Source organism: Mycobacterium sp. 1245852.3 (genome assembly GCF_001669335.1).
In the GTDB taxonomy this organism is placed as follows: domain Bacteria; phylum Actinomycetota; class Actinomycetes; order Mycobacteriales; family Mycobacteriaceae; genus Mycobacterium; species Mycobacterium europaeum_A.
Map to the genome: position 1 here is coordinate 1 of NZ_LZLL01000470.1, position 18,562 is coordinate 18,562.

At 68.0% G+C, this 18,562-nt stretch carries 18 protein-coding genes; 10 read left to right on the forward strand and 8 right to left on the reverse strand.

Translation table 11 applies throughout. The annotated features are described in order from the left end of the window. Together A9W96_RS32805 and A9W96_RS20830 are read left to right on the forward strand one after the other, a co-directional pair. Positions 1 to 77 (forward strand): hypothetical protein (locus tag A9W96_RS32805; protein ID WP_231122602.1); only part of this gene is annotated, 77 nt, incomplete at its 5' end. Between the two features lie 32 nt (positions 78 to 109). Continuing rightward, positions 110 to 1,531: an acyl-CoA carboxylase subunit beta gene (locus A9W96_RS20830; protein ID WP_066869770.1), complete on the forward strand. Its 1,422-nt coding sequence runs from the start codon at positions 110 to 112 to the stop codon at positions 1,529 to 1,531. Between the two features lie 59 nt (positions 1,532 to 1,590). On the opposite strand, the gene A9W96_RS20835 is transcribed toward A9W96_RS20830, so the two are convergent. The 3 genes from A9W96_RS20835 to A9W96_RS20845 form a co-directional block, all read right to left on the reverse strand. Then, complete coding sequence (locus A9W96_RS20835; protein WP_067142708.1) at positions 1,591 to 3,144, reverse strand: FAD-dependent monooxygenase; 1,554 nt, start codon at positions 3,142 to 3,144, stop codon at positions 1,591 to 1,593. Positions 3,145 to 3,245: 101 nt separating this feature from the next. Next, on the reverse strand, positions 3,246 to 4,787 hold the full coding sequence (locus A9W96_RS20840; RefSeq protein ID WP_067142680.1) for a glycerol-3-phosphate dehydrogenase/oxidase: 1,542 nt from the start codon (positions 4,785 to 4,787) through the stop codon (positions 3,246 to 3,248). Continuing rightward, positions 4,784 to 5,353: a TetR/AcrR family transcriptional regulator gene (locus tag A9W96_RS20845; RefSeq protein ID WP_067142683.1), complete on the reverse strand. Its 570-nt coding sequence runs from the start codon at positions 5,351 to 5,353 to the stop codon at positions 4,784 to 4,786. The genes A9W96_RS20840 and A9W96_RS20845 overlap by 4 nt, the downstream gene beginning before the upstream one ends. Before the next feature lie 47 nt (positions 5,354 to 5,400). Between A9W96_RS20845 and A9W96_RS20850 the strand changes: the two genes are divergently transcribed. Together A9W96_RS20850 and A9W96_RS20855 are read left to right on the forward strand one after the other, a co-directional pair. After that, positions 5,401 to 6,981, forward strand: a complete 1,581-nt coding sequence (locus tag A9W96_RS20850) for an FAD-binding oxidoreductase (RefSeq protein WP_156765342.1) — start codon at positions 5,401 to 5,403, stop codon at positions 6,979 to 6,981. Next, on the forward strand, positions 6,936 to 7,901 hold the full coding sequence (locus tag A9W96_RS20855) for a diacylglycerol kinase (RefSeq protein ID WP_369830856.1): 966 nt from the start codon (positions 6,936 to 6,938) through the stop codon (positions 7,899 to 7,901). The genes A9W96_RS20850 and A9W96_RS20855 overlap by 46 nt, the downstream gene beginning before the upstream one ends. A gap of 114 nt (positions 7,902 to 8,015) precedes the next feature. Here A9W96_RS20855 and A9W96_RS20860 read toward each other — a convergent pair whose 3' ends face one another. From A9W96_RS20860 to A9W96_RS20870, 3 genes are all read right to left on the reverse strand, one after another. Continuing rightward, complete coding sequence (locus A9W96_RS20860) at positions 8,016 to 8,528, reverse strand: DUF3145 domain-containing protein (RefSeq protein WP_066869784.1); 513 nt, start codon at positions 8,526 to 8,528, stop codon at positions 8,016 to 8,018. Between the two features lie 153 nt (positions 8,529 to 8,681). Then, positions 8,682 to 9,500, reverse strand: coding sequence for a serine hydrolase (locus A9W96_RS20865; protein ID WP_067142692.1), 819 nt, complete (start codon positions 9,498 to 9,500; stop codon positions 8,682 to 8,684). Continuing rightward, a complete protein-coding gene (locus tag A9W96_RS20870; protein ID WP_067142711.1) occupies positions 9,500 to 10,567 on the reverse strand; it encodes a class I SAM-dependent methyltransferase in 1,068 nt (355 codons plus the stop codon). Before A9W96_RS20870 ends, A9W96_RS20865 begins: the two co-directional genes overlap by 1 nt. Positions 10,568 to 10,646: 79 nt before the next feature. On the opposite strand from A9W96_RS20870, the gene A9W96_RS20875 reads away from it, so the two are divergent. From A9W96_RS20875 to A9W96_RS20890, 4 genes are all read left to right on the forward strand, one after another. Further along, positions 10,647 to 11,732, forward strand: coding sequence for an S-(hydroxymethyl)mycothiol dehydrogenase (locus A9W96_RS20875; RefSeq protein ID WP_067142696.1), 1,086 nt, complete (start codon positions 10,647 to 10,649; stop codon positions 11,730 to 11,732). Beyond that, positions 11,732 to 12,364 carry an MBL fold metallo-hydrolase gene (locus A9W96_RS20880; protein WP_066869742.1) on the forward strand — a complete coding sequence of 211 codons (633 nt, stop codon included), beginning with the start codon at positions 11,732 to 11,734 and terminating at the stop codon, positions 12,362 to 12,364. Before A9W96_RS20875 ends, A9W96_RS20880 begins: the two co-directional genes overlap by 1 nt. Before the next feature lie 44 nt (positions 12,365 to 12,408). Continuing rightward, positions 12,409 to 13,506 carry an SAM-dependent methyltransferase gene (locus tag A9W96_RS20885; protein WP_067142699.1) on the forward strand — a complete coding sequence of 366 codons (1,098 nt, stop codon included), beginning with the start codon at positions 12,409 to 12,411 and terminating at the stop codon, positions 13,504 to 13,506. 72 nt (positions 13,507 to 13,578) lie between these two features. Beyond that, a complete protein-coding gene (locus tag A9W96_RS20890; RefSeq protein ID WP_369827500.1) occupies positions 13,579 to 14,043 on the forward strand; it encodes a hypothetical protein in 465 nt (154 codons plus the stop codon). Positions 14,044 to 14,083: 40 nt separating this feature from the next. Here A9W96_RS20890 and A9W96_RS20895 read toward each other — a convergent pair whose 3' ends face one another. Together A9W96_RS20895 and A9W96_RS20900 are read right to left on the reverse strand one after the other, a co-directional pair. Continuing rightward, positions 14,084 to 15,838 carry an Hsp70 family protein gene (locus tag A9W96_RS20895; protein ID WP_067142702.1) on the reverse strand — a complete coding sequence of 585 codons (1,755 nt, stop codon included), beginning with the start codon at positions 15,836 to 15,838 and terminating at the stop codon, positions 14,084 to 14,086. A 105-nt stretch (positions 15,839 to 15,943) separates the two neighbouring features. Beyond that, on the reverse strand, positions 15,944 to 17,029 hold the full coding sequence (locus A9W96_RS20900) for a dihydrodipicolinate reductase (RefSeq protein ID WP_066869733.1): 1,086 nt from the start codon (positions 17,027 to 17,029) through the stop codon (positions 15,944 to 15,946). A 90-nt stretch (positions 17,030 to 17,119) separates the two neighbouring features. Between A9W96_RS20900 and A9W96_RS20905 the strand changes: the two genes are divergently transcribed. Together A9W96_RS20905 and A9W96_RS20910 are read left to right on the forward strand one after the other, a co-directional pair. Beyond that, positions 17,120 to 17,467, forward strand: a complete 348-nt coding sequence (locus A9W96_RS20905) for an MmpS family transport accessory protein (RefSeq protein ID WP_197498095.1) — start codon at positions 17,120 to 17,122, stop codon at positions 17,465 to 17,467. A 34-nt stretch (positions 17,468 to 17,501) separates the two neighbouring features. Then, on the forward strand, positions 17,502 to 18,562 hold a 1,061-nt coding region (locus A9W96_RS20910; protein WP_067142705.1), incomplete at its 3' end, for a cytochrome P450.

An 18,562-nucleotide genomic window follows, 5' to 3' on the forward strand; every position in this document is an offset into this window, starting at 1 on the left:
GCAACTACGAGTACGCCATCAACAACTCGTTCGGCTTCGGCGGACACAACGTGGCCATCGCCTTCGGGCGGTACTGATCCGAGCAACACCGAATATCAGGAGACCTGCGATGACTATCACGGCCCCCGAGACGGTTGGCGAGTCGCTCGACCCTCGCGACCCGCTGTTGCGCTTGAGCAATTTCTTCGACGACGACACCGTCGAGCTGTTGCACGAGCGTGATCGCTCCGGCGTGCTGGCCGCCGCGGGGACCGTGAACGGCGTACGCACCATTGCGTTCTGCACCGACGGCACCGTGATGGGCGGTGCCATGGGCATCGAGGGGTGCACGCACATCGTCAACGCCTACGACACCGCCATCGAGGAGCAGAGCCCGATCGTGGGCATCTGGCACTCCGGCGGCGCCCGGCTGGCCGAGGGCGTGAAGGCCCTGCACGCGGTGGGCCTGGTGTTCGAGGCGATGATCCGGGCGTCCGGCTACATCCCGCAGATCTCGGTGGTCGTCGGCTTCGCGGCCGGCGGCGCCGCCTACGGGCCGGCCCTGACCGACGTCATCGTGATGGCACCGGACAGCCGGGTTTTCGTCACCGGGCCCGACGTGGTGCGCAGCGTTACCGGCGAGGACGTGGACATGTGCTCGCTGGGTGGCCCGGAGACCCACCACAAGAAGTCCGGGGTGTGCCACATCGTCGCCGACGACGAGCTCGACGCCTATGAGCGGGGTCGCCGGTTGGTCGGGTTGTTCTGCCAGCAGGGGCATTTCGACCGGAACAAGGCCGAGGCCGGTGACACCGACATCCACGCGCTGCTGCCCGAGTCGGCACGGCGGGCCTATGACGTGCGCCCGATCGTGACCGCGATCCTCGATGACGAGACGCCGTTCGACGAGTTCCAGGCCAATTGGGCGCCGTCGATGGTGATCGGGCTGGGTCGCCTGTCCGGCCGCACCGTCGGCGTGCTGGCCAACAACCCGTTGCGCCTGGGTGGCTGCCTGAACTCCGAAAGCGCCGAGAAGGCAGCGCGTTTCGTGCGCCTGTGCGACGCGTTCGGTATTCCGCTGGTGGTGATCGTCGACGTGCCCGGCTACCTGCCCGGCGTCGACCAGGAGTGGGGCGGCGTGGTGCGCCGCGGCGCCAAGCTGTTGCACGCGTTCGGTGAGTGCACGGTTCCGCGTGTCACGCTGGTGACCCGAAAGACCTACGGCGGGGCCTACATTGCGATGAACTCCCGGTCGCTGAACGCCACCAAGGTATACGCGTGGCCGGACGCCGAGGTGGCGGTGATGGGCGCCAAGGCGGCCGTCGGCATCCTGCACAAGAAGAAGCTGGCCGCCGCGGCCGATCACGAGCGCGAAGCGCTACACGACCAGCTGGCGGCCGAGCACGAGCGGATCGCGGGCGGCGTGGACAGCGCCATCGAGATCGGCGTGGTCGACGAGAAGATCGACCCGTCGCACACCCGCAGCAAGCTCACCGAGGCGCTGGCCCAGGCCCCCGCGCGCCGCGGCCGTCACAAGAACATCCCGCTGTAATTTCTAGGCCTGCGAGCGTAAGGGCACTGCGAAAATTCGCGTGCAAAATCGCAGTCCGCTTACGCTCGCGCAGGTAGCGGGCCCAGGATCGTCGAAAGCGCTTGCCGCAGTTCCCCTTCGGGGTTGGCGGTGAGTCGCTCGGCTCGCCATCCGACGAAATCGTCCGGACGGATCAGCAGCGCCCCTTCCGGCGCCAGGCCAGTGATCGCCGCCCACTCGTCGTTGTAGCAGCGATGCGCCGACAGCGACGCCGAAGCCGCTGCCGCACACCATCGCTCGTCGCCGGACAGCACGGTGAATCGGGGCCCCAGCAGGTCGAGCGTCGACACCCCGTCTCGCAACCAGACGTGCGGTACCCGCGTGCCCGGTTGCGCGCGCAACTCGTCCACCAGGGCGCCGCCTTCCGCGTCGCTCGTCACGACCGCCGCCGAGCGGTACCGGTATCCGATGAGCAGGGCGAACATCGAGCATTCTTCATCGGCCGGCAATTGCGGAGCGTCGCGGCCCGGCCGCAGCAGGGCCATCGACGGCCCGGTGAGCGATTGGCGCGCGGCGAATCGGCCCACCGGATGACGCTCGGCGTGGTAGGTCGCCAATAGCTCGGGTGTGGCCGTGCCACGCAGGACGGCGGCGAGTTTCCAGGCCAGATTGTGTGCGCTCTGGATGGCGGTGTTGGCTCCCCCGGCCTTGAACGGCGGCATGGTATGCGCCGAATCGCCGACGAGATACGCTCGCCCACAATCGAATTGATCGGCCACCTGCTCGTAGGGCTGCCACGCCGCGACCTCGATGATGTCGAGGTCTATCCGCTCCCCGATCGCCTTGGTGAGCAGCTCGCGGCAGCGCTGCGGGGTGAACTGTTCGGCCGACTCGCCCTCACCGGGAAAGTAGGTGGTGATGAACATGCCGAGATCGCCCTCGGCGACCAGGAATATGCCGTCCACATCGTCGTTTTTGACCTGCACGCCATCGCCGTCGTGCAGCTCCGGGATGAAGCGGCGCCACGGGGCCCGGAAGTAGATGAAGACGACATAGATCGGCAGCGCGCCATACCCGGATGTGCTGATGCCCAACGATTTACGGATCGGGCTGTGCACGCCGTCGGCGCCGACGAGATAGTCGGCGCGGACGGTCTGCGACTCCCCCGATTCGACGTCGCACACCACCGCGGTGACGCCGGTGTCGTCCAGCTCGAACGAGGACAACCGTGTGCCGTAGCGCACCTCGCTGCCGGCCCGCCGCGCCGCGTCGATCAGAATCGGCTCGAGCCGGCTCTGTGGGCAATACTGCGCCGCCGGCTCGGGGCTGAGCCTGTCCAGACCGGCGAAGATCGCGCCGACGTCGAGCGCCGGCTCTTGCACGGTGCTGTTGAGCGTGGGCCGGACCACCAGCGTCGAGACGTGCTCTGCGACCGCCCGCACCTCGTCCCGAAGGCCAAGGCCGCGCAGGATTTCTGAGCTTCGGAAACTCAGGTTGCGGGCCTTGGGGTACAGGAAGATCTCCGGTCGTTTCTCGACCAGCAGTGAATGGACGCCGTGTTGGGCCAGCACCGCCGACGTCACCAGGCCGCCAACGCCGGCGCCCACGATCAACACCGGGACTCGGATAGTCATCGGCCCTCCCTCCACCAGCACGGCATAAATTGACAGTCTCTATCAAAAGACACTAACTATCAATACCCGGCCGTGTGGCGGGAGGCCATCGGGCGGCCGCCCTAGCCGAAGCGCGCCAGAAACTCCTCGGCCACGGCGACCACTCGCTCCCGATCCCGCGCTACCAACCCGATCCGCGTGCGTCGATCGAGGATGTCGGAGACATCAAGCGCGCCCTCATGCGTTATCGCGTATTCGAATTCCGCTCGGCTGACGTCGATTCCGTCCGCGACCGGCGCGGTCGGTCGCTCGCAGGCCGCGGTGGCAAGCACCTTGGGCGCCTCGGCGCCGAAGCGCGCCACCAGCGAAGCCGGCAACCCGGCGTCGGACTCGGCGATCACACCGGGATTGGCGGGCGCCCCGATCAGCGGCAGGTTGCGGGTTCGGCATTTGGCGGCGCGCAGTCGCCGCACCCGCACGGCGCGATCCAGCACGTCCTGTGCCATGTGGCGGTATTCGGTCAGCTTGCCGCCGATCACGCTGATCACCCCGGACGCCGACTCCACGACGGCGTGTTCGCGCGAGACGTCGGCGGTGCGGCCCTCGCCGGTGTCGATCAGTGGGCGCAGCCCGGCATAGGCGCCGATCACGTCGGTGGCGGTGAGCGCGGTCCCCAGTGCGGTGTTGACCGTGTCGAGCAGGAAAGTGATTTCGTCGACCGACGGTTCGGGCACATCCGGAATGGGACCGGGCGCCTCCTCGTCGGTCAACCCCAAATACACCCGGCCCAGTTGTTCGGGCATGGCGAAGACGAAGCGGTTGAGCTCACCCGGAATCGGAATCGTCAGCGCCGCAGTCGGATTGCCGAACGACTGGGCGTCGAAGACCAGATGGGTGCCGCGACTCGGCCGCAACCGCAACGAGCCGTCGATCTCCCCCGCCCATACCCCGGCCGCGTTGATGACCGCGCCAGCCGCAATGTCGATCGACTCACCGCCGCGCATGTCGGTCAGCCGCACCGAGGTACCGGTGGCCCGCGACGCCGCCACGTGGGTCAGGATTCGGGCGCCGTGCTGCGCCGCGGTACGTGCGACGGCGGTGACCAGGCGGGCGTCGTCGACCAGTTGACCGTCGTAGGCCAGCAGGCCGCCGTCCAGGCCGGCACGCCGTACGGTCGGCGCCATCGCAACGACGCGTTGCGCTGAAATCCGTTGCGAGCGCGGTAGTGTCGAGGCCGGTGTGCTGGCCAGAAACCGCAACGCGTCACCGGCCAGGAAGCCGCCCCGCACCAGGGCCCGCTTGCCCGGACTCATCGACGGCAGCAGCGGCACCACCTGCGGCATGGCGTGAACCAGGTGGGGCGCGTTGCGCGTCATCAGGATTCCGCGCTCGATGGCGCTGCGCCGGGCGATGCCCACGTTTCCCGTCGCGAGGTAGCGCAGGCCGCCATGGACAAGCTTGGAACTCCACCGGCTGGTCCCGAAGGCCAGATCGTGTTTCTCCACCAGCGCCGCCCGCAGCCCGCGCGCGGCGGCATCCAGCGCGATCCCGGCGCCGGTGATGCCACCGCCGATCACCACGACGTCCAGTGGCTCACCGTCGGCGAGTGCGGTCAGGTCGGCGGCGCGCCGCGCGGCGTTCAGGGCGGTCGGATCAGCTATCACGACAGATATCCGTTCAGCGAGTAGGCGAGTTCGGCGGCCAGCGCGTCGGCGTCGAGCATCGGCTCGACGATCCGGGCCGACTGGATGGTGGACTGCGCGATCAGCAGCACCATGGTCGCCATCTGGACCGGGTCGCCGAGCCGGACGCTGCCGTGCCGCTGGGCCGCCCGGAGCCGAGCGGCGAGGGCGTCGATCAGCATGCGCTGGCTGGTCCCGAGGCGTTCGGTGATATAGGTCGACGCGAGGTCCGAGTGCAGCACCGACATCACCAATTGGTCCGCACGCAACAGGTTGGCCACCGTAACAATCTGTCGCACAAGCGATTCGCGATCGTCCCCCAACAACGGCGCGTCGCGCATCACCTCGGTGACGTGCTGGGTCAACAGCGCCGCCACGATCGACTGCGTATCCGGCCACCGCCGATACACCGTCGGCCTGCTGACGCCCGCCCGTCGGGCTATCTCGGCGAGCGTCACCCGCTCCACGCCGAAATCCACCACACAGCTGGCCGCGGCCGCGAGGATGCGCTCACCGGTATCCAGCTCGGTGTTACGGATTGACAACATATGTAATACTGTAACGCATGACGCATTCCCAGGGGCTCCTGCCGCCGATGAAATGGAACGCGTGGGGCGATCCCGCGGCGGCCAAGCCGCTCTCGGAGGGAATCAGGTCATTACTGCAGCAGGCCGTGGGGGTCGAGGGGTCCCGCACGGCCGAACTGCGATCCGACCAGGTGCAACTGCGCCCGTCGGCGTTGTCGGAGGCGCATCTCGAAGCGCTCACCGCCCTCGTCGGCGCCGAGTATTGCCGCACCGCCGACGCCGATCGGCTGCTGCACGCGGGCGGCAAGTCCACCATCGACCTGCTCAACCGCAACGAGCGCGGCCCGCAGGATGCGCCCGATGCCGTGCTGTTGCCCGGCGACGACGAAGCCGTGTCCGGCGTCCTGCGCTACTGCTCGGAGCATCGCATCGCCGTCGTACCTTTCGGCGGGGGCACCAGCGTGGTCGGTGGGCTCAATCCCATTCGCGCGGGGTTCTCCGCCGTCGTCTCGCTCGACCTACGCCGTTTCGATCGGCTGATCTCGCTGGACGAGGTATCCGGCCAGGCCGTTTTCGGTGCGGGGGTCACGGGGCCGGACGCCGAGAGACTCCTTGGCGCGCAAGGCTTTTCGCTCGGCCATTTCCCTCAGAGCTTCGAGTACGCCACCATCGGCGGCTTCGCCGCAACCCGCTCCTCCGGGCAGGACTCGGCGGGCTACGGCCGGTTCAACGACATGGTGCGGGGGCTACGGGTGGTCACGCCGGTGGGCATCATGGATCTCGGTCGCGCACCGGAATCGGCCGCCGGCCCGGACCTGCGTCAGCTGTTGATCGGCTCGGAGGGCACCCTGGGCGTCATCACCCAGGTGCGGCTCCGCGTGCACCGCGCGCCGGAAGCCGTCCGCTACGAGGCGTGGTCGTTCCCCGACTTCGAGACGGGGGCCGCGGCCTTGCGCGCCGTCACCCAGAATGCCGCCGGCCCCACCGTCATTCGGCTCTCCGACGAGGCCGAGACGGGGGTCAACCTGGCCACCACCGAGGCGATCGGCGAATCCCAGATCACCGGCGGATGTTTGGGCATCACCGTGTTCGAGGGCACCGAGGAACACGTCCACAGCCGGCACGCCGAAACCAGCGCACTGCTGGCGGCCCAGTGCGGAACCTCACTGGGCGAAGGACCGGCGCAGGCCTGGGAACGCGGCCGCTTCGGCGCGCCGTACCTGCGCGATTCGCTGCTCGCCGCCGGCGCGCTGTGCGAAACGCTGGAGACCGCCACCGACTGGTCGAACATTCCCGTCCTGAAAGCCGCCGTGACTCAAGCACTTACCGATGCTCTCGCCGAGACGGGCTCGCCGGCTCTGGTGATGTGCCACATCTCGCACGTCTATCCCACCGGCGCGTCGTTGTACTTCACCGTCGTTGCCGGCCAGCGGGGCGATCCGGTCGAGCAATGGAAAGCCGCCAAAAAGGCCGCGTCGGATGCCATCATGGCCACCGGCGGGACCATCACCCACCACCATGCGGTCGGCGTCGACCATCGGCCGTGGATGCGCGACGAGATAGGCGAACTGGGAGTGCAGGTGCTACGCGCGGTCAAGGCGACATTGGATCCAGCCGGAATCCTCAATCCCGGCAAGCTGATTCCGTGACATCACTGCGCCGCCGCGAAATCGGCAAGGTGATCGCGCTGACCAACCCGGTGTCGGGGCACGGCGCCGCGGTACGCGCCGCCCAACTCGCGATCGCGCGGCTACACCGGCGGGGTGTGGAGGTCGCCGAAATAATCGGTGACGACGCGCAAGACGCGCGCCATCTCGTCGGCGCGGCTATGGAGAAGGGCACCGACGCGGTGATGGTGACCGGCGGCGACGGCGTCGTTTCCAACGCCCTGCAGGTGATGGCCGGCACCGACATTCCGTTGGGCGTGATCCCGGCCGGCACCGGCAACGACCACGCGCGCGAATTCGGCATCCCCACCAAGGACGCGGAGGCCGCCGCGGACATCGTCATCGACGGCTGCACGGAATCCATTGACCTGGGCCTGATTCGGGACGACAGCGGCGCCGAAAAGTGGTTCGGCACCGTGGCGGCCACCGGCTTCGACTCGCTGGTCACCGATCGCGCCAACCGGATGAGCTGGCCGCATGGGCGGCTGCGGTATTACGTCGCGATGCTCGCCGAACTGTCTCAATTGCGGCTCTTGCCATTTCGCTTGGTGCTGGACGGCACCCAGGAGTTCGACGCCGACATCACGCTGGTCGCCTTCGGCAACACCCGCAGCTACGGCGGGGGGATGCAGATCTGCCCGGGGGCTGATTACACCGACGGCCTGCTGGACATCACGATGGTGCACGAGGCGTCCCGCACCAAACTGGTCCGCTTGTTTCCCACCGTGATGAAGGGGACCCACGTCCAGCTCGACGAGGTGAGCACGGCGCGGGCCAAATCCATTCGCGTCGAGTGCCCCGGCATCAACGTCTACGCCGACGGCGACTTCGCCTGCGCGCTACCGGCCGAGATCTCGGTGGTGCCGGGCGCTCTGCAGATTCTGCGCCCGGCCAAGCGATAGGGCCGGTCTCTGGGGAGCATTAGCGCGTGCTCGAACACGCTAGCGGATGTGCTAGCGCTTTCCAGAGTCGTCCAGTGCTTCGGAGAGAGGCGGCGTGAACCGGCCGCCGGGCGACTAGCCGACCCCCCGGCTGAGCCAGGTCACCTCGCCGACGTCGCCGCCGTCGCGATAGGCCTCGAGCGCCTCATCCCAGGCGGTGCCCAGCACCGAGTCCAATTCGGCGGCCAGGGTGTCGGCGCCCTGGGCCATCATCGACCGCAGCCGCATCTCCCCGACCATGACGTCGCCGTTGGCACTCATCGCCCCGCTCCATAGGCCGAGTTGCGGGGTGTGACTGAATCGGTAGCCGTCGACGCCGGGGCTGGGGTCCTCGGTGACCTCGAAGCGCAGCACGGACCAGGACCGCAGCGCGTTGGCCAGCTTGGCGCCGGTGCCCACCGGCCCGACCCAGTTGGTGACCGCGCGCAGCTGACCGGGCATCGCCGGCTGGGGCGTCCAGGTCAGATTCGCCTTGGCACCCAGGGTCGACGACAACGCCCACTCGACATGCGGGCAAACCGCCGCGGGCGAAGCGTGCACGTACACCACGCCAGTCGTCACGTCGGCGAATTGATTCGACGCTCGCATTTCCTGCTCCTTCGGTTCCACGAGGGACGTCTTCCCCAACGACCTGCGGACCCGGCAAAACAGGGCAGCTTGTGCGAAATCTTCGATTTTTTATGTGTCCTGCGTGTCTATTGTGCCTTGTGATACCCCTGTTGCGCTAGTGTGCATTTCCCACTAGCTGTAATCGGCTAGCACGGCGTCGGAAAGCGCCGGCCACGGCCGCAGCGCCCAGTCCCCGAAATCGCGGTCCGTGAGCACCACCAGCGCCAGCCCTTTTTCGGGATCTGCCCAGATGAAACCGCCTGCTTGGCCGAAATGGCCGTACGTTCGCGCCGAATTGTTCGCACCCGTCCAGTGCGGTGATTTGGTGTCCCGGAGCTCGAAGCCCAGGCCCCAATCGTTGGGCCGTTGCACTCCGTAACCGGGCAGAACGCCGTCCAGACCGGGAAACTGCACCGTGGTCGCCTCGGTGTGCAGGCTTTCGGAGACCGTCACCGGCCGCAGCAGGTCCCCCGCGAACGCCGCCAGATCAGCCACCGTCGACCTCGCCCCGAAACCGGCGGCCACCGCACCGCCTTCCAGCTGGGTGGCCGCCATGCCCAGCGGTTCGCACACCGCCTCGGTCAGGTAGCGCGCAAACTCGATGCCGGTCTCTTGCTGCACCGTCTGACCCAGCACCGTGAAGCCCTGGTTGGAGTAGATGCGGCGGGTTCCCGGTGCGGCCAGCACCTGCTCGGAGTGCATCGACAGGCCCGACGTGTGGGCCAGCAGGTGGCGGACGGTCGCGCCGGGCGGGCCGGCGGCCGTGTCGAGGTCGAGCGCACCTTCCTCGATGGCGACCTGCACGGCCCGCGCGGCCAGCGGCTTGGTCACCGAGGCCAGCTCGAACCCCCGCCCGGTGTCGCCGTGACTGGCCAGCACGCCGCCGGGCCCGATCACCGCGGCGGCGGCGGCCTCGACCGGCCAGTCGGCAAGAGCGTCGAGGGCCGCCATCACTTCCTGGCGATGTAGTAGTTGTTGATCGGGTCCGACTCGATCTCGGCCACCCGCACGTCGTCGAAGCCGGCGTCGCCCAGCATCGAGATGGCCAGTTGGGTGCCCCAGGCCGTGCCGAGCCCGGCGCCGTCCAGCGCCAGCGACACCGTCATGCAGTGCATCAACGACGTCGTGTACAGGTAGGTGCTCATCGGAACGCCGATGTTCTCCTCGAGCCGGCTCGACGCCTTGATGTCGGCCATCAGCAGCACCCCGCCGGGCCGCAGCGCCCGGTAGATGTTTTCCAGGACGCGCGCCGGCTGCGCCTGATCGTGGATGGCGTCGAAGACGGTGATGACGTCGTAGGCGTCTTTTTTTGACGCCATGTCCGCATCAGCGAGATTGCGGCTTTCGAAGGCGGCGTTGGCCAGCCCCCGCTCGGCGGCCTCCCGAATCCCGGTGGCGATGGCCTGCTCGGAAAAGTCGATGCCGGTGAAGCGGCTGGCCGGAAACGCTTGTGCCATCACGTTGATGGCGTGTCCGCTGCCGCAGCCGAAATCGGCCACGTCGGCTCCGGCGCGCAGCCGCGGCACCAGGCCGTCCACCAGCGGCAGCACCACGTCGACCAACGCGGTGTCGTACACCACGCCGCTCTGCTCGGCCATCAACGCGTGGAAGCGCGGGAATTCGCTGTACGGTAGCCCGCCGCCGGCACGGAAGCACCCGATGATCTTTTGTTCGACCTCGGCGAGCACCGGGACGAGCAGGGTGACGAGGGCCAGATTGTCCGGTCCGGCGGCGCGGGTCAGCACGGCGGCGCGCTGGGCGGGCAACGAGTAGCTGGCCGTGGCGGGGTCGTACTCGACGACGCGTCCGGTCGTCATGCCGGCCAGCCACTCTCGGACGTAGCGTTCGTTGAGCCCGGCGGCCTCGGCGATCTGCGCACTGGTGGCGGGCGCCATGCCGGCCATCGTGTCCAGCAGACCGGTCTGATGGCCGATGCTGAGCAACAACGTCAGGCTGGCGCCGTCGATTGCCGCGGTTATTCTTTCGGTGAATTCTTCGGTGGTTTCCAAAGCCGTCACGCCCACGGACGCTACACCCGGTTCATGGGTGGACAACCCGCCGAGAGATGTATGGCGACGAACCCCTAGGTTGGAGCCCATGAGTCAGACAGTGCGCGGCGTGATTTCACGCAAGAAGGGCGAACCCGTCGAATTGGTGGACATCGTCGTCCCGGATCCCGGACCCGGTGAGGCCCTGGTCGACGTCATCGCCTGCGGGGTGTGCCACACCGACCTGACCTACCGCGAGGGCGGCATCAACGACGAATATCCGTTCCTGCTCGGCCACGAGGCCGCCGGCCGGGTAGAGGCCGTCGGGCCGGACGTGACCGCCGTCGCGCCGGGCGACTTCGTGATCCTGAACTGGCGCGCGGTGTGTGGGCAGTGCCGGGCCTGCAAGCGCGGCAGGCCGCACCTGTGCTTCGACACCTTCAACGCCACCCAGAAGATGACGCTGACCGACGGCACCGAGCTGACGCCCGCGCTGGGCATCGGCGCGTTCGCCGACAAGACGCTGGTGGCCGCCGGCCAGTGCACCAAGGTCAATCCCGAGGCCGACCCCGCCGTGGCGGGCCTGCTGGGCTGCGGTGTGATGGCCGGGCTGGGCGCGGCGATCAACACCGGCGCGGTCACCCGCGACGACACCGTCGCCGTGATCGGTTGTGGCGGTGTGGGCGACGCCGCGATCGCCGGCGCGGCGCTGGTGGGCGCCCGGCGGATCATCGCCGTGGACACCGATAACACCAAACTGGACTGGGCTCGCAAGTTCGGTGCCACGCACACCGTCAACGCCCGCGAACTGGATGTCGTCAAGACCATCCAGGACCTCACCGACGGGTTCGGCGCCAACGTGGTGATCGACGCCGTGGGCCGGCCCGAAACCTGGAAGCAGGCCTTTTACGCCCGTGACCTGGCCGGAACCGTTGTGCTGGTTGGGGTTCCGACGCCCGACATGCGCCTGGACATGCCGCTGGTGGACTTCTTCAGCCACGGCGGGGCGCTGAAGTCGTCGTGGTACGGCGATTGCCTGCCCGAGCGCGACTTCCCGACGTTGATCGACCTGTATCTGCAGGGCCGGCTGCCGCTGGAGCAGTTCGTCTCCGAGCGGATCGGGCTCGGCGACATCGAGGAGGCGTTCCACAAGATGCACGGCGGCGAGGTGCTCCGCTCGGTGGTGGTGCTCTGATGGCGGGCATCGAGCGGCTGGTCACCCACGGCACCTTCGAACTCGACGGCGGCAGTTGGGAAGTCGACAACAACATCTGGATCGTCGGCGACGACTCCGACGTCGTCGTGTTCGACGCCGCGCATTCAGCCGAGCCGATCTTGGCCGCCGTCGGCAACCGTAACGTGGTCGCGGTGGTGTGCACCCACGGCCACAACGACCACGTCACCGTGGCGCCCGAACTGGGCGCCGCGCTGGACGCACCGGTGCTGCTCCACCCCGGCGACGACGTGCTGTGGCGAATGACGCATCCGGACAAGGACTTTCGGCTGATCGCCGACGGTGACACGCTCGATGTCGCGGGCACCGAGCTGCTGGCGCTGCACACGCCGGGTCACTCCCCCGGATCGGTGTGCTGGTATGCCCCGGAACTGGGCCCCGAAGGCGTGGTGTTCAGCGGGGACACCCTGTTCTCCGGCGGCCCGGGCGCGACCGGGCGCTCCTATTCGGATTTCGGAACGATCCTGCAGTCGATCTCCGGTCGGCTCGGTACGTTGCCCGGCGACACGGTCGTGCACACCGGGCATGGCGACAGCACCACCATCGGCGACGAAATCGTGCACTACGAAGAATGGGTGGCCCGCGGCCACTGATCCTTCGCCGAACTGAGCACCGGCTCGGCGATTATCGTTGATTCATGCCGCCCGAAGCCCGGATGCCCGAATCGAGCATTGTGGTGCGGCCCGAGCCTTCCTACACCGAGGCGTCGCGGTTGCGCGCCGCCGGGTTGGCGCAGGCGATCGCGGTGTTCGAGCGGGCCGCCGAACAGGTGGCGCTGCCCAAGCCTCCGCAGCCGATCGTCATCGCCGACTATGGCGCGGCCAACGGCCACAATTCGCTGAGACCGCTGTCGGCCGGCATCGCCGTGCTGCGCCGGCGCACGCGACACGACCACGCAATCCTGGTGGCGCACACCGACGTACCGGGCAACGACTTCGCGGCGCTGTTCGAGACGGTGGCCGACGACCCGGAGAGCTATCTGCACTCCGATACGGCGACGTTCACCTCCGCGGTCGGCCGGTCGTTCTACGACCAGATCGTGCCGTCCAAGACGGTCAACCTGGGCTGGACGTCCTGGGCAACCCAGTGGCTGAGCCGAACCCCGTGCGAGGTGCACGATCACGTGCACGTCTCGCGCAGCACAGACGATGCGGCGCAAGCGGCCTACGCCGACCAGGCCGCGCTGGACTGGCACAACTTCGTCGCGTTCCGCGGGCGCGAGCTGGCTCCCGAGGGCCGGTTGGTGGCGTTGATGCTGGCGGCCGACGAGGACGGGTCGGCGGGCTTCGCCCCACTGCTCGACGCCATCGTCGCGGCGCTCGCTGATCTGGTGCGCGACGGCCTGCTGCACTCGGATGAGGTGCGGCGCATGACGATTCCCACGTTCGCCCGCGCCGAGAAGGACTTCCGCGCCCCGTTCGCGCCGAAGGGACGGTTCGAGGGCCTGATGATCGAGCACCTCGAGATGTTCAACGCCGAGGATCGGTTCTGGGCTCGCTACCAGGTGGACCACGACGCCGAGGCGTTCGGTGCGCAGTGGGCGGCCTTCGCGCGGTCAGCGCTGTCCGGATCGCTGGTGACCGCACTCGACGGTGGGAGCCACGACGAGCGGGCCGGCCATTTCGTCGAGCAGTTGGAGTGCGCGGTCGCCGAGCGCCTGTCAAGCGCACCCGAGCCGATGCGGATCCCGCAGGCCTTGGTCGTGCTGGTCAAGCGCGACGCCGCGCGTTCATGAGAGTTTCGGCACAACCACGCAGCGGGTAACCCCCTGCAATCGTCGAACCTGCGACCGCAAGGGGGTAGACGCATGAGCGTGCAGGACGATAAATCGACCGACCAGCAGGACGATAAGTCAACTGATCAAGACGATAGGCATCAGGACGATAGGCAATCGGGTCGAGCCGCAGAAGCTGATCAGACTAATCAAGGGGATGATGAGCAGAAGCTGACCGAGAAGCCCGAGCCTGACGAGGACGACAAAAAAGAGGCCGCCAAGATGATGGAGGCCTATAAGGACAAACCCACGATCGTGCTGCCCGGCACCGGCGGAAGCGTGTCCGGCACGGCGGTCAACGACTGGCTCGACGACGACGGCAATCCCAGGCACGAGGAGCCCGAGGGCGGGGATTCGGGCGAGGGCTCGCAGGCCAAGACCGAGGGCGACGAGGGACGCGACGAGCAGGCGCTGAAGGATCAGATCGAGAAGGATAAGAAGCTCAACGAGGTCCTCAAAGAGGCCGCCGCCGCGGAGAACAAGGGCGAAAAAGATTGAGCTAGGCCCGAATTCCCGATCGCAGGCCTACATCGCAGGCCTAGTGAGCGGGTATCGGGCCCAGCGCCGTGATGCCGAGGTTGCCCTCGATTTCCTGAATGATCTGGTTGACCCGGTCGAGCCCGGGAATCGGTTGGTTGACGCCTGGAATGGGTGGCACCTCGGGCGGGGCCGCCACCCGGTGCGGGGCTGGCGGTGGCGCCGCCTGGGGAGTCGCCCGCGGTGTGGTGGTCATCGGTGTCTCGGTCTCGGCGGGCGGGGTGGTATCCGAGGTTGACGGCACCGGGACGTCCGGCGGCGGCGGTGCCGGCGCCGCGGTGGCGCTGTTGGAAGCCGGCGGCGGGGCCACCGGTGTGGTGCTGACGGCCGGTGCCGGTGTGGTGGCCGATTTGTTCTGCGAGCCCAGCCCGATCGCCACCGCGGTGCCCACCAGCAGCACGGCCGCGACGGTGACGAGGATCGCCGCCGCCGGCAGTAGATGCCAGCGGGACAACAGACGCTTGCGCTTGGGCGTCTCGGCTGCGGCGTCGGGCGTAGCCGGAGTCGGTGAGTCGGTCGGCGGATAGTCGGCGGCGATGGCGGCATTGACCCGCGAGTTGTGACCGGTGGCCGACCAGGCCCGTGCCATCTCCGCCTGCGTCGGCTCGGCCGGCGGCGCGGGCGAGGTCGCGGTCGCTTCGGGGCGGGGGTCCGGCCGCACGGCTGCCCGGGCCGTGGCCGCGGCGGGCGCCGAAAGTGTCGCGCCCGCGTCGCCGGGACCTTGGGCCACTCGCAGCGCGGCTCCGACGGCGGCCGCCAGTTGCGGGCGTGGCGTCGTCGCGACGGGAACGCGGAAGTGGCGCGACAGCGTGGTGGTGACGGTCGGCAGGTTGGCCCCGCCACCCGTCGAGACAATGGCGACGAGGTCACGAATCCCGTTGTGCGCCAACGTTTGGTCCAACACCGCGATCATGCGGTTCAGCGAGGGCCGGATCGCGTCGTCAAGTTCGTGCCGCCCGATCCGGATTTCGCCGCGCGTCCCGGTCAGCCCGTCGGTCAGCGTGGCCGTCGTGCGCGAGGACAGCTGTTCCTTGGCAACCCGGCACGCGCTGCGCAGCCGGCTCAGCGAGCCGATCGCCGCGCGGCCGGTGGGGAACGCCCCGGTGGTCGGCATGTTGGCGATCACCACGCTCAGCAGCGCCTGGTCCATCAGGTCGCCGGAGAAATCGGGGTGCCGAACGGTCGGGGCCAACGCGTGGTAGTCACCGTCGGCGTGCAGCAACGTGATGTTGGTGCCGCTGCCGCCGAAATCGCACACCGCTACGGTGCCGCTCGGCGGTATGCCCGGGTTGGTCCGCACGGCGAGCAGCGTTGCGGCCGCGTCGGGGATCAGCAGGATGGGACGCGGCCGTTGCGACCATTCCGGAATTTCACCTAGCGCCGCGCCGAGGGCGTCCACCGCGTGCGATTGCCAGTGCGCCGGATAGGTGACCGCGATGTTGTCGGGCAGGGGCCGCCCGTCGGTGGCGGCGTAGGCGAGCGCGCGCAACCCGTCGACGACCAACACCTCGCTGCGGTGCGTCGAGCCATCGACCGCCACGACCGGGCGCGGGTCGCCGACGCGGTTGACGAAGCCGGTGATCACCGCGCCGGGCCCCCGCAGTCTGGGGTTCTCCGCGGGGATGCCGATCTCGGCGGGACGATCCGGATACTGCGTCAGGACGGGCTTGCGGGTGATGGCCTTATCGGTGGTCACCGCCGCCAAGTTGGTGGCGCCGATCGATAGGCCCAGCGCGGTCCCGACTCCATCGACCATGTGAATCCCCGTATCCGCAGCACCAGCTCGCATCGGCTAGCCGTTATTGTGCCGCCATTACCTGTATTGCGGGTCAGCGGCGGCTATGCGCCCGCTGTGCGACGGTCACCGGATGCTGCCTTCGCCGGCGATCAGCGGCAGGTCGAGCGGGGTGACCCAGCCCGGCCCCAAGTCGTTGACCGCGGGCACGGCATTGAGTGCCCGCAGCCCGGTGGCCAGGCATCCGGCCGCGGCCGCGTCGCGGCCCGAGCCGTCGGTGAACCGGAACGCAGTCTCCTGGAAGATGCTCGGGGTCCCCTCGATGTCGACCCGGTAGACGTCGTTGTCGTGACCCGTCGGCCAGTCGGGGGCCGCGTCCAAGCCGATCCGGTTGACGTGTTCGAGCTGAATTCGGGTCTCGCCCTTGTAGACACCGTTGATGGTGAAGCGCACCGCGGCCACGTGCCCGGGCTTGATGACGCCCCTCGCGGAGTTGCGCTCCGTGGGCGTCACCCACTTGTCCCAGGTGGTGGTGATTTCGTCGAGCATGATGCCGGCGGCGTGCGCGATCATCGGGACGGTGGCGCCCCACGCGAAGATCAACATGTCGCGGTCTTCCAGCATCGGCTTGAATTCGGGCTCGCGGCCGATGCCCATCTCGAATTCGTAGTCGCCCTCGTAGTTGGTGTAGTCCAGCAGCTCGGAGGCCCGGACCCGGCGCACCTCGGAACACAACCCCATCAACGTCATGGGAAACAGGTCGTTGGCGAATCCGGGGTCGATGCCGGTGGTGAAGCACGACGACTCCCCCAGCTCGCAGGCCTCGGTGATCGGCTGGATCCAGTTCGGCGGGTTGAGATGCATGGTCGGCCAGACCCACGGGGTCATCGCCGTCGAACAGACGTCGATGCCGGCCCGCAGGAACCGGGTGATCAGCGAGATGTTCTCCTTGGCGTGCATGGCCGTCGGGCCGTAGTGCACCAGCGCGTCGGGTTTCAGGGCGATCAGGGCGTCGACGTCGTCGGTGGCGGTGATGCCGACGGGCTCGGGTAGCCCGCAGATCTCGCCGACGTCGCGGCCGACCTTGTTGGGGTTGCTGACGCCGACGCCGACCAACTCGAACAGCGGGTGTTTGACGATCTCGGCGATCACCATCTTGCCGACGAAGCCGGTTCCGTACACCACCACACGCTTTGAGCCGTGTTCTGCCATGTTCTGCCGCCACCTTTCCGCGCACCAGCCCCCGCTTCGGGCTTCACCATAAGCTTCCCTACCGTCGCTCGTGGTGACACGATGCAATTCATGACGAAGCACCTCGCCGGACCTTCGGTCCTGTTGGCCGTCGGTTTCGGATTCGCGAATGCATGCGGCATGGCCCATGCCCTGCCCCAGATGCCCAAGGTCCGCTACGAGGTCAACGGGCCGGCGGTCGCCGAATTCATCTACTACCAAACCGACAACGGGCAGCTGCACCAGGTGAATGCGCCGCTGCCGTGGTCGACGGAGTTCACCGGTTATGGCGGTGAGGTGTTCACCGTCAGCGCCCAGGGGCCGGGACCCATCTCCTGCAAGATCCTGCTCGACGGCAACGTGGTGAGCGCCGCGACGGCAACGACGGGCGCACCCGCTCGAACCATCTGTACGCACTGACCCAGCACTCGTTTTCACGACGAAGGAGGTCCTGGTGAGCCTCAAGACGGGTCCCGAGAAAGCTCTTGCCCCGCGGACGAACGGGGCGCCCCCGCCCGACATTCCGCTCGCCGATATCCATCTGGAGTCGTTGGCCTTCTGGGAGTTGGACGACGACTTTCGCGACGGCGCGTTTGCGACGCTGCGCCGCGAGGCGCCGATCTCGTTCTGGCCCGCGGTCGAGTACGAGGGCTTTGAACCGGGCGACGGGCATTGGGCGCTGACCAAACATGACGACGTGCATTTCGCGAGCCGCCATCCCGACATCTTCAGCTCCAGCCCCAACATCACGATCAACGACAACACCCCGGAGATCAGCGAATACTTCGGCTCGATGATCGTGCTCGACGATCCCCGCCACCAGCGGCTGCGCTCGATCGTCAGCCGCGCGTTCACCCCGAAAGTGGTGGCCCGCATCGAGGCCTCGGTCCGCGAGCGGGCCCGGCGGCTGGTTGCGTCGCTGATCGCCAATCATCCCGACGGGGAGGCCGAACTGGTCAGCGAGCTCGCCGGCCCGCTGCCGTTGCAGGTCATCTGCGACATGATGGGCATCCCCGAACAGGACCATCAACGCATATTCCACTGGACCAACGTCATTCTCGGGTTCGGCGACCCGGACCTGGCCACCGATTTCGAGGAATTCCTTCAGGTGTCGATGGACATCGGCGCCTACGCCAGCGCGCTGGCCGAGGACCGGCGGTCCAATCACCACGACGATCTGACCACCAGCCTGGTGGAAGCCGAGGTCGACGGGGAACGCCTGTCGTCCACCGAAATCGCGTCGTTCTTCATCCTGCTGGTGGTGGCCGGCAACGAGACGACGCGCAACGCGATCAGCCACGGCGTGCTCGCGTTGTCGCGCTATCCTGCCGAGCGGCAGAAGTGGTGGTCCAACTTCGATCGCCTGACCCCGACCGCCGTCGAGGAGATCGTGCGGTGGGCCTCCCCGGTGGTGTACATGCGACGCACCCTGACCCGCGACTTCAAACTCAGCGGCACCAAAATGAAGGCCGGCGATAAGGCCACGCTGTGGTACAACTCGGCCAATCGCGACGA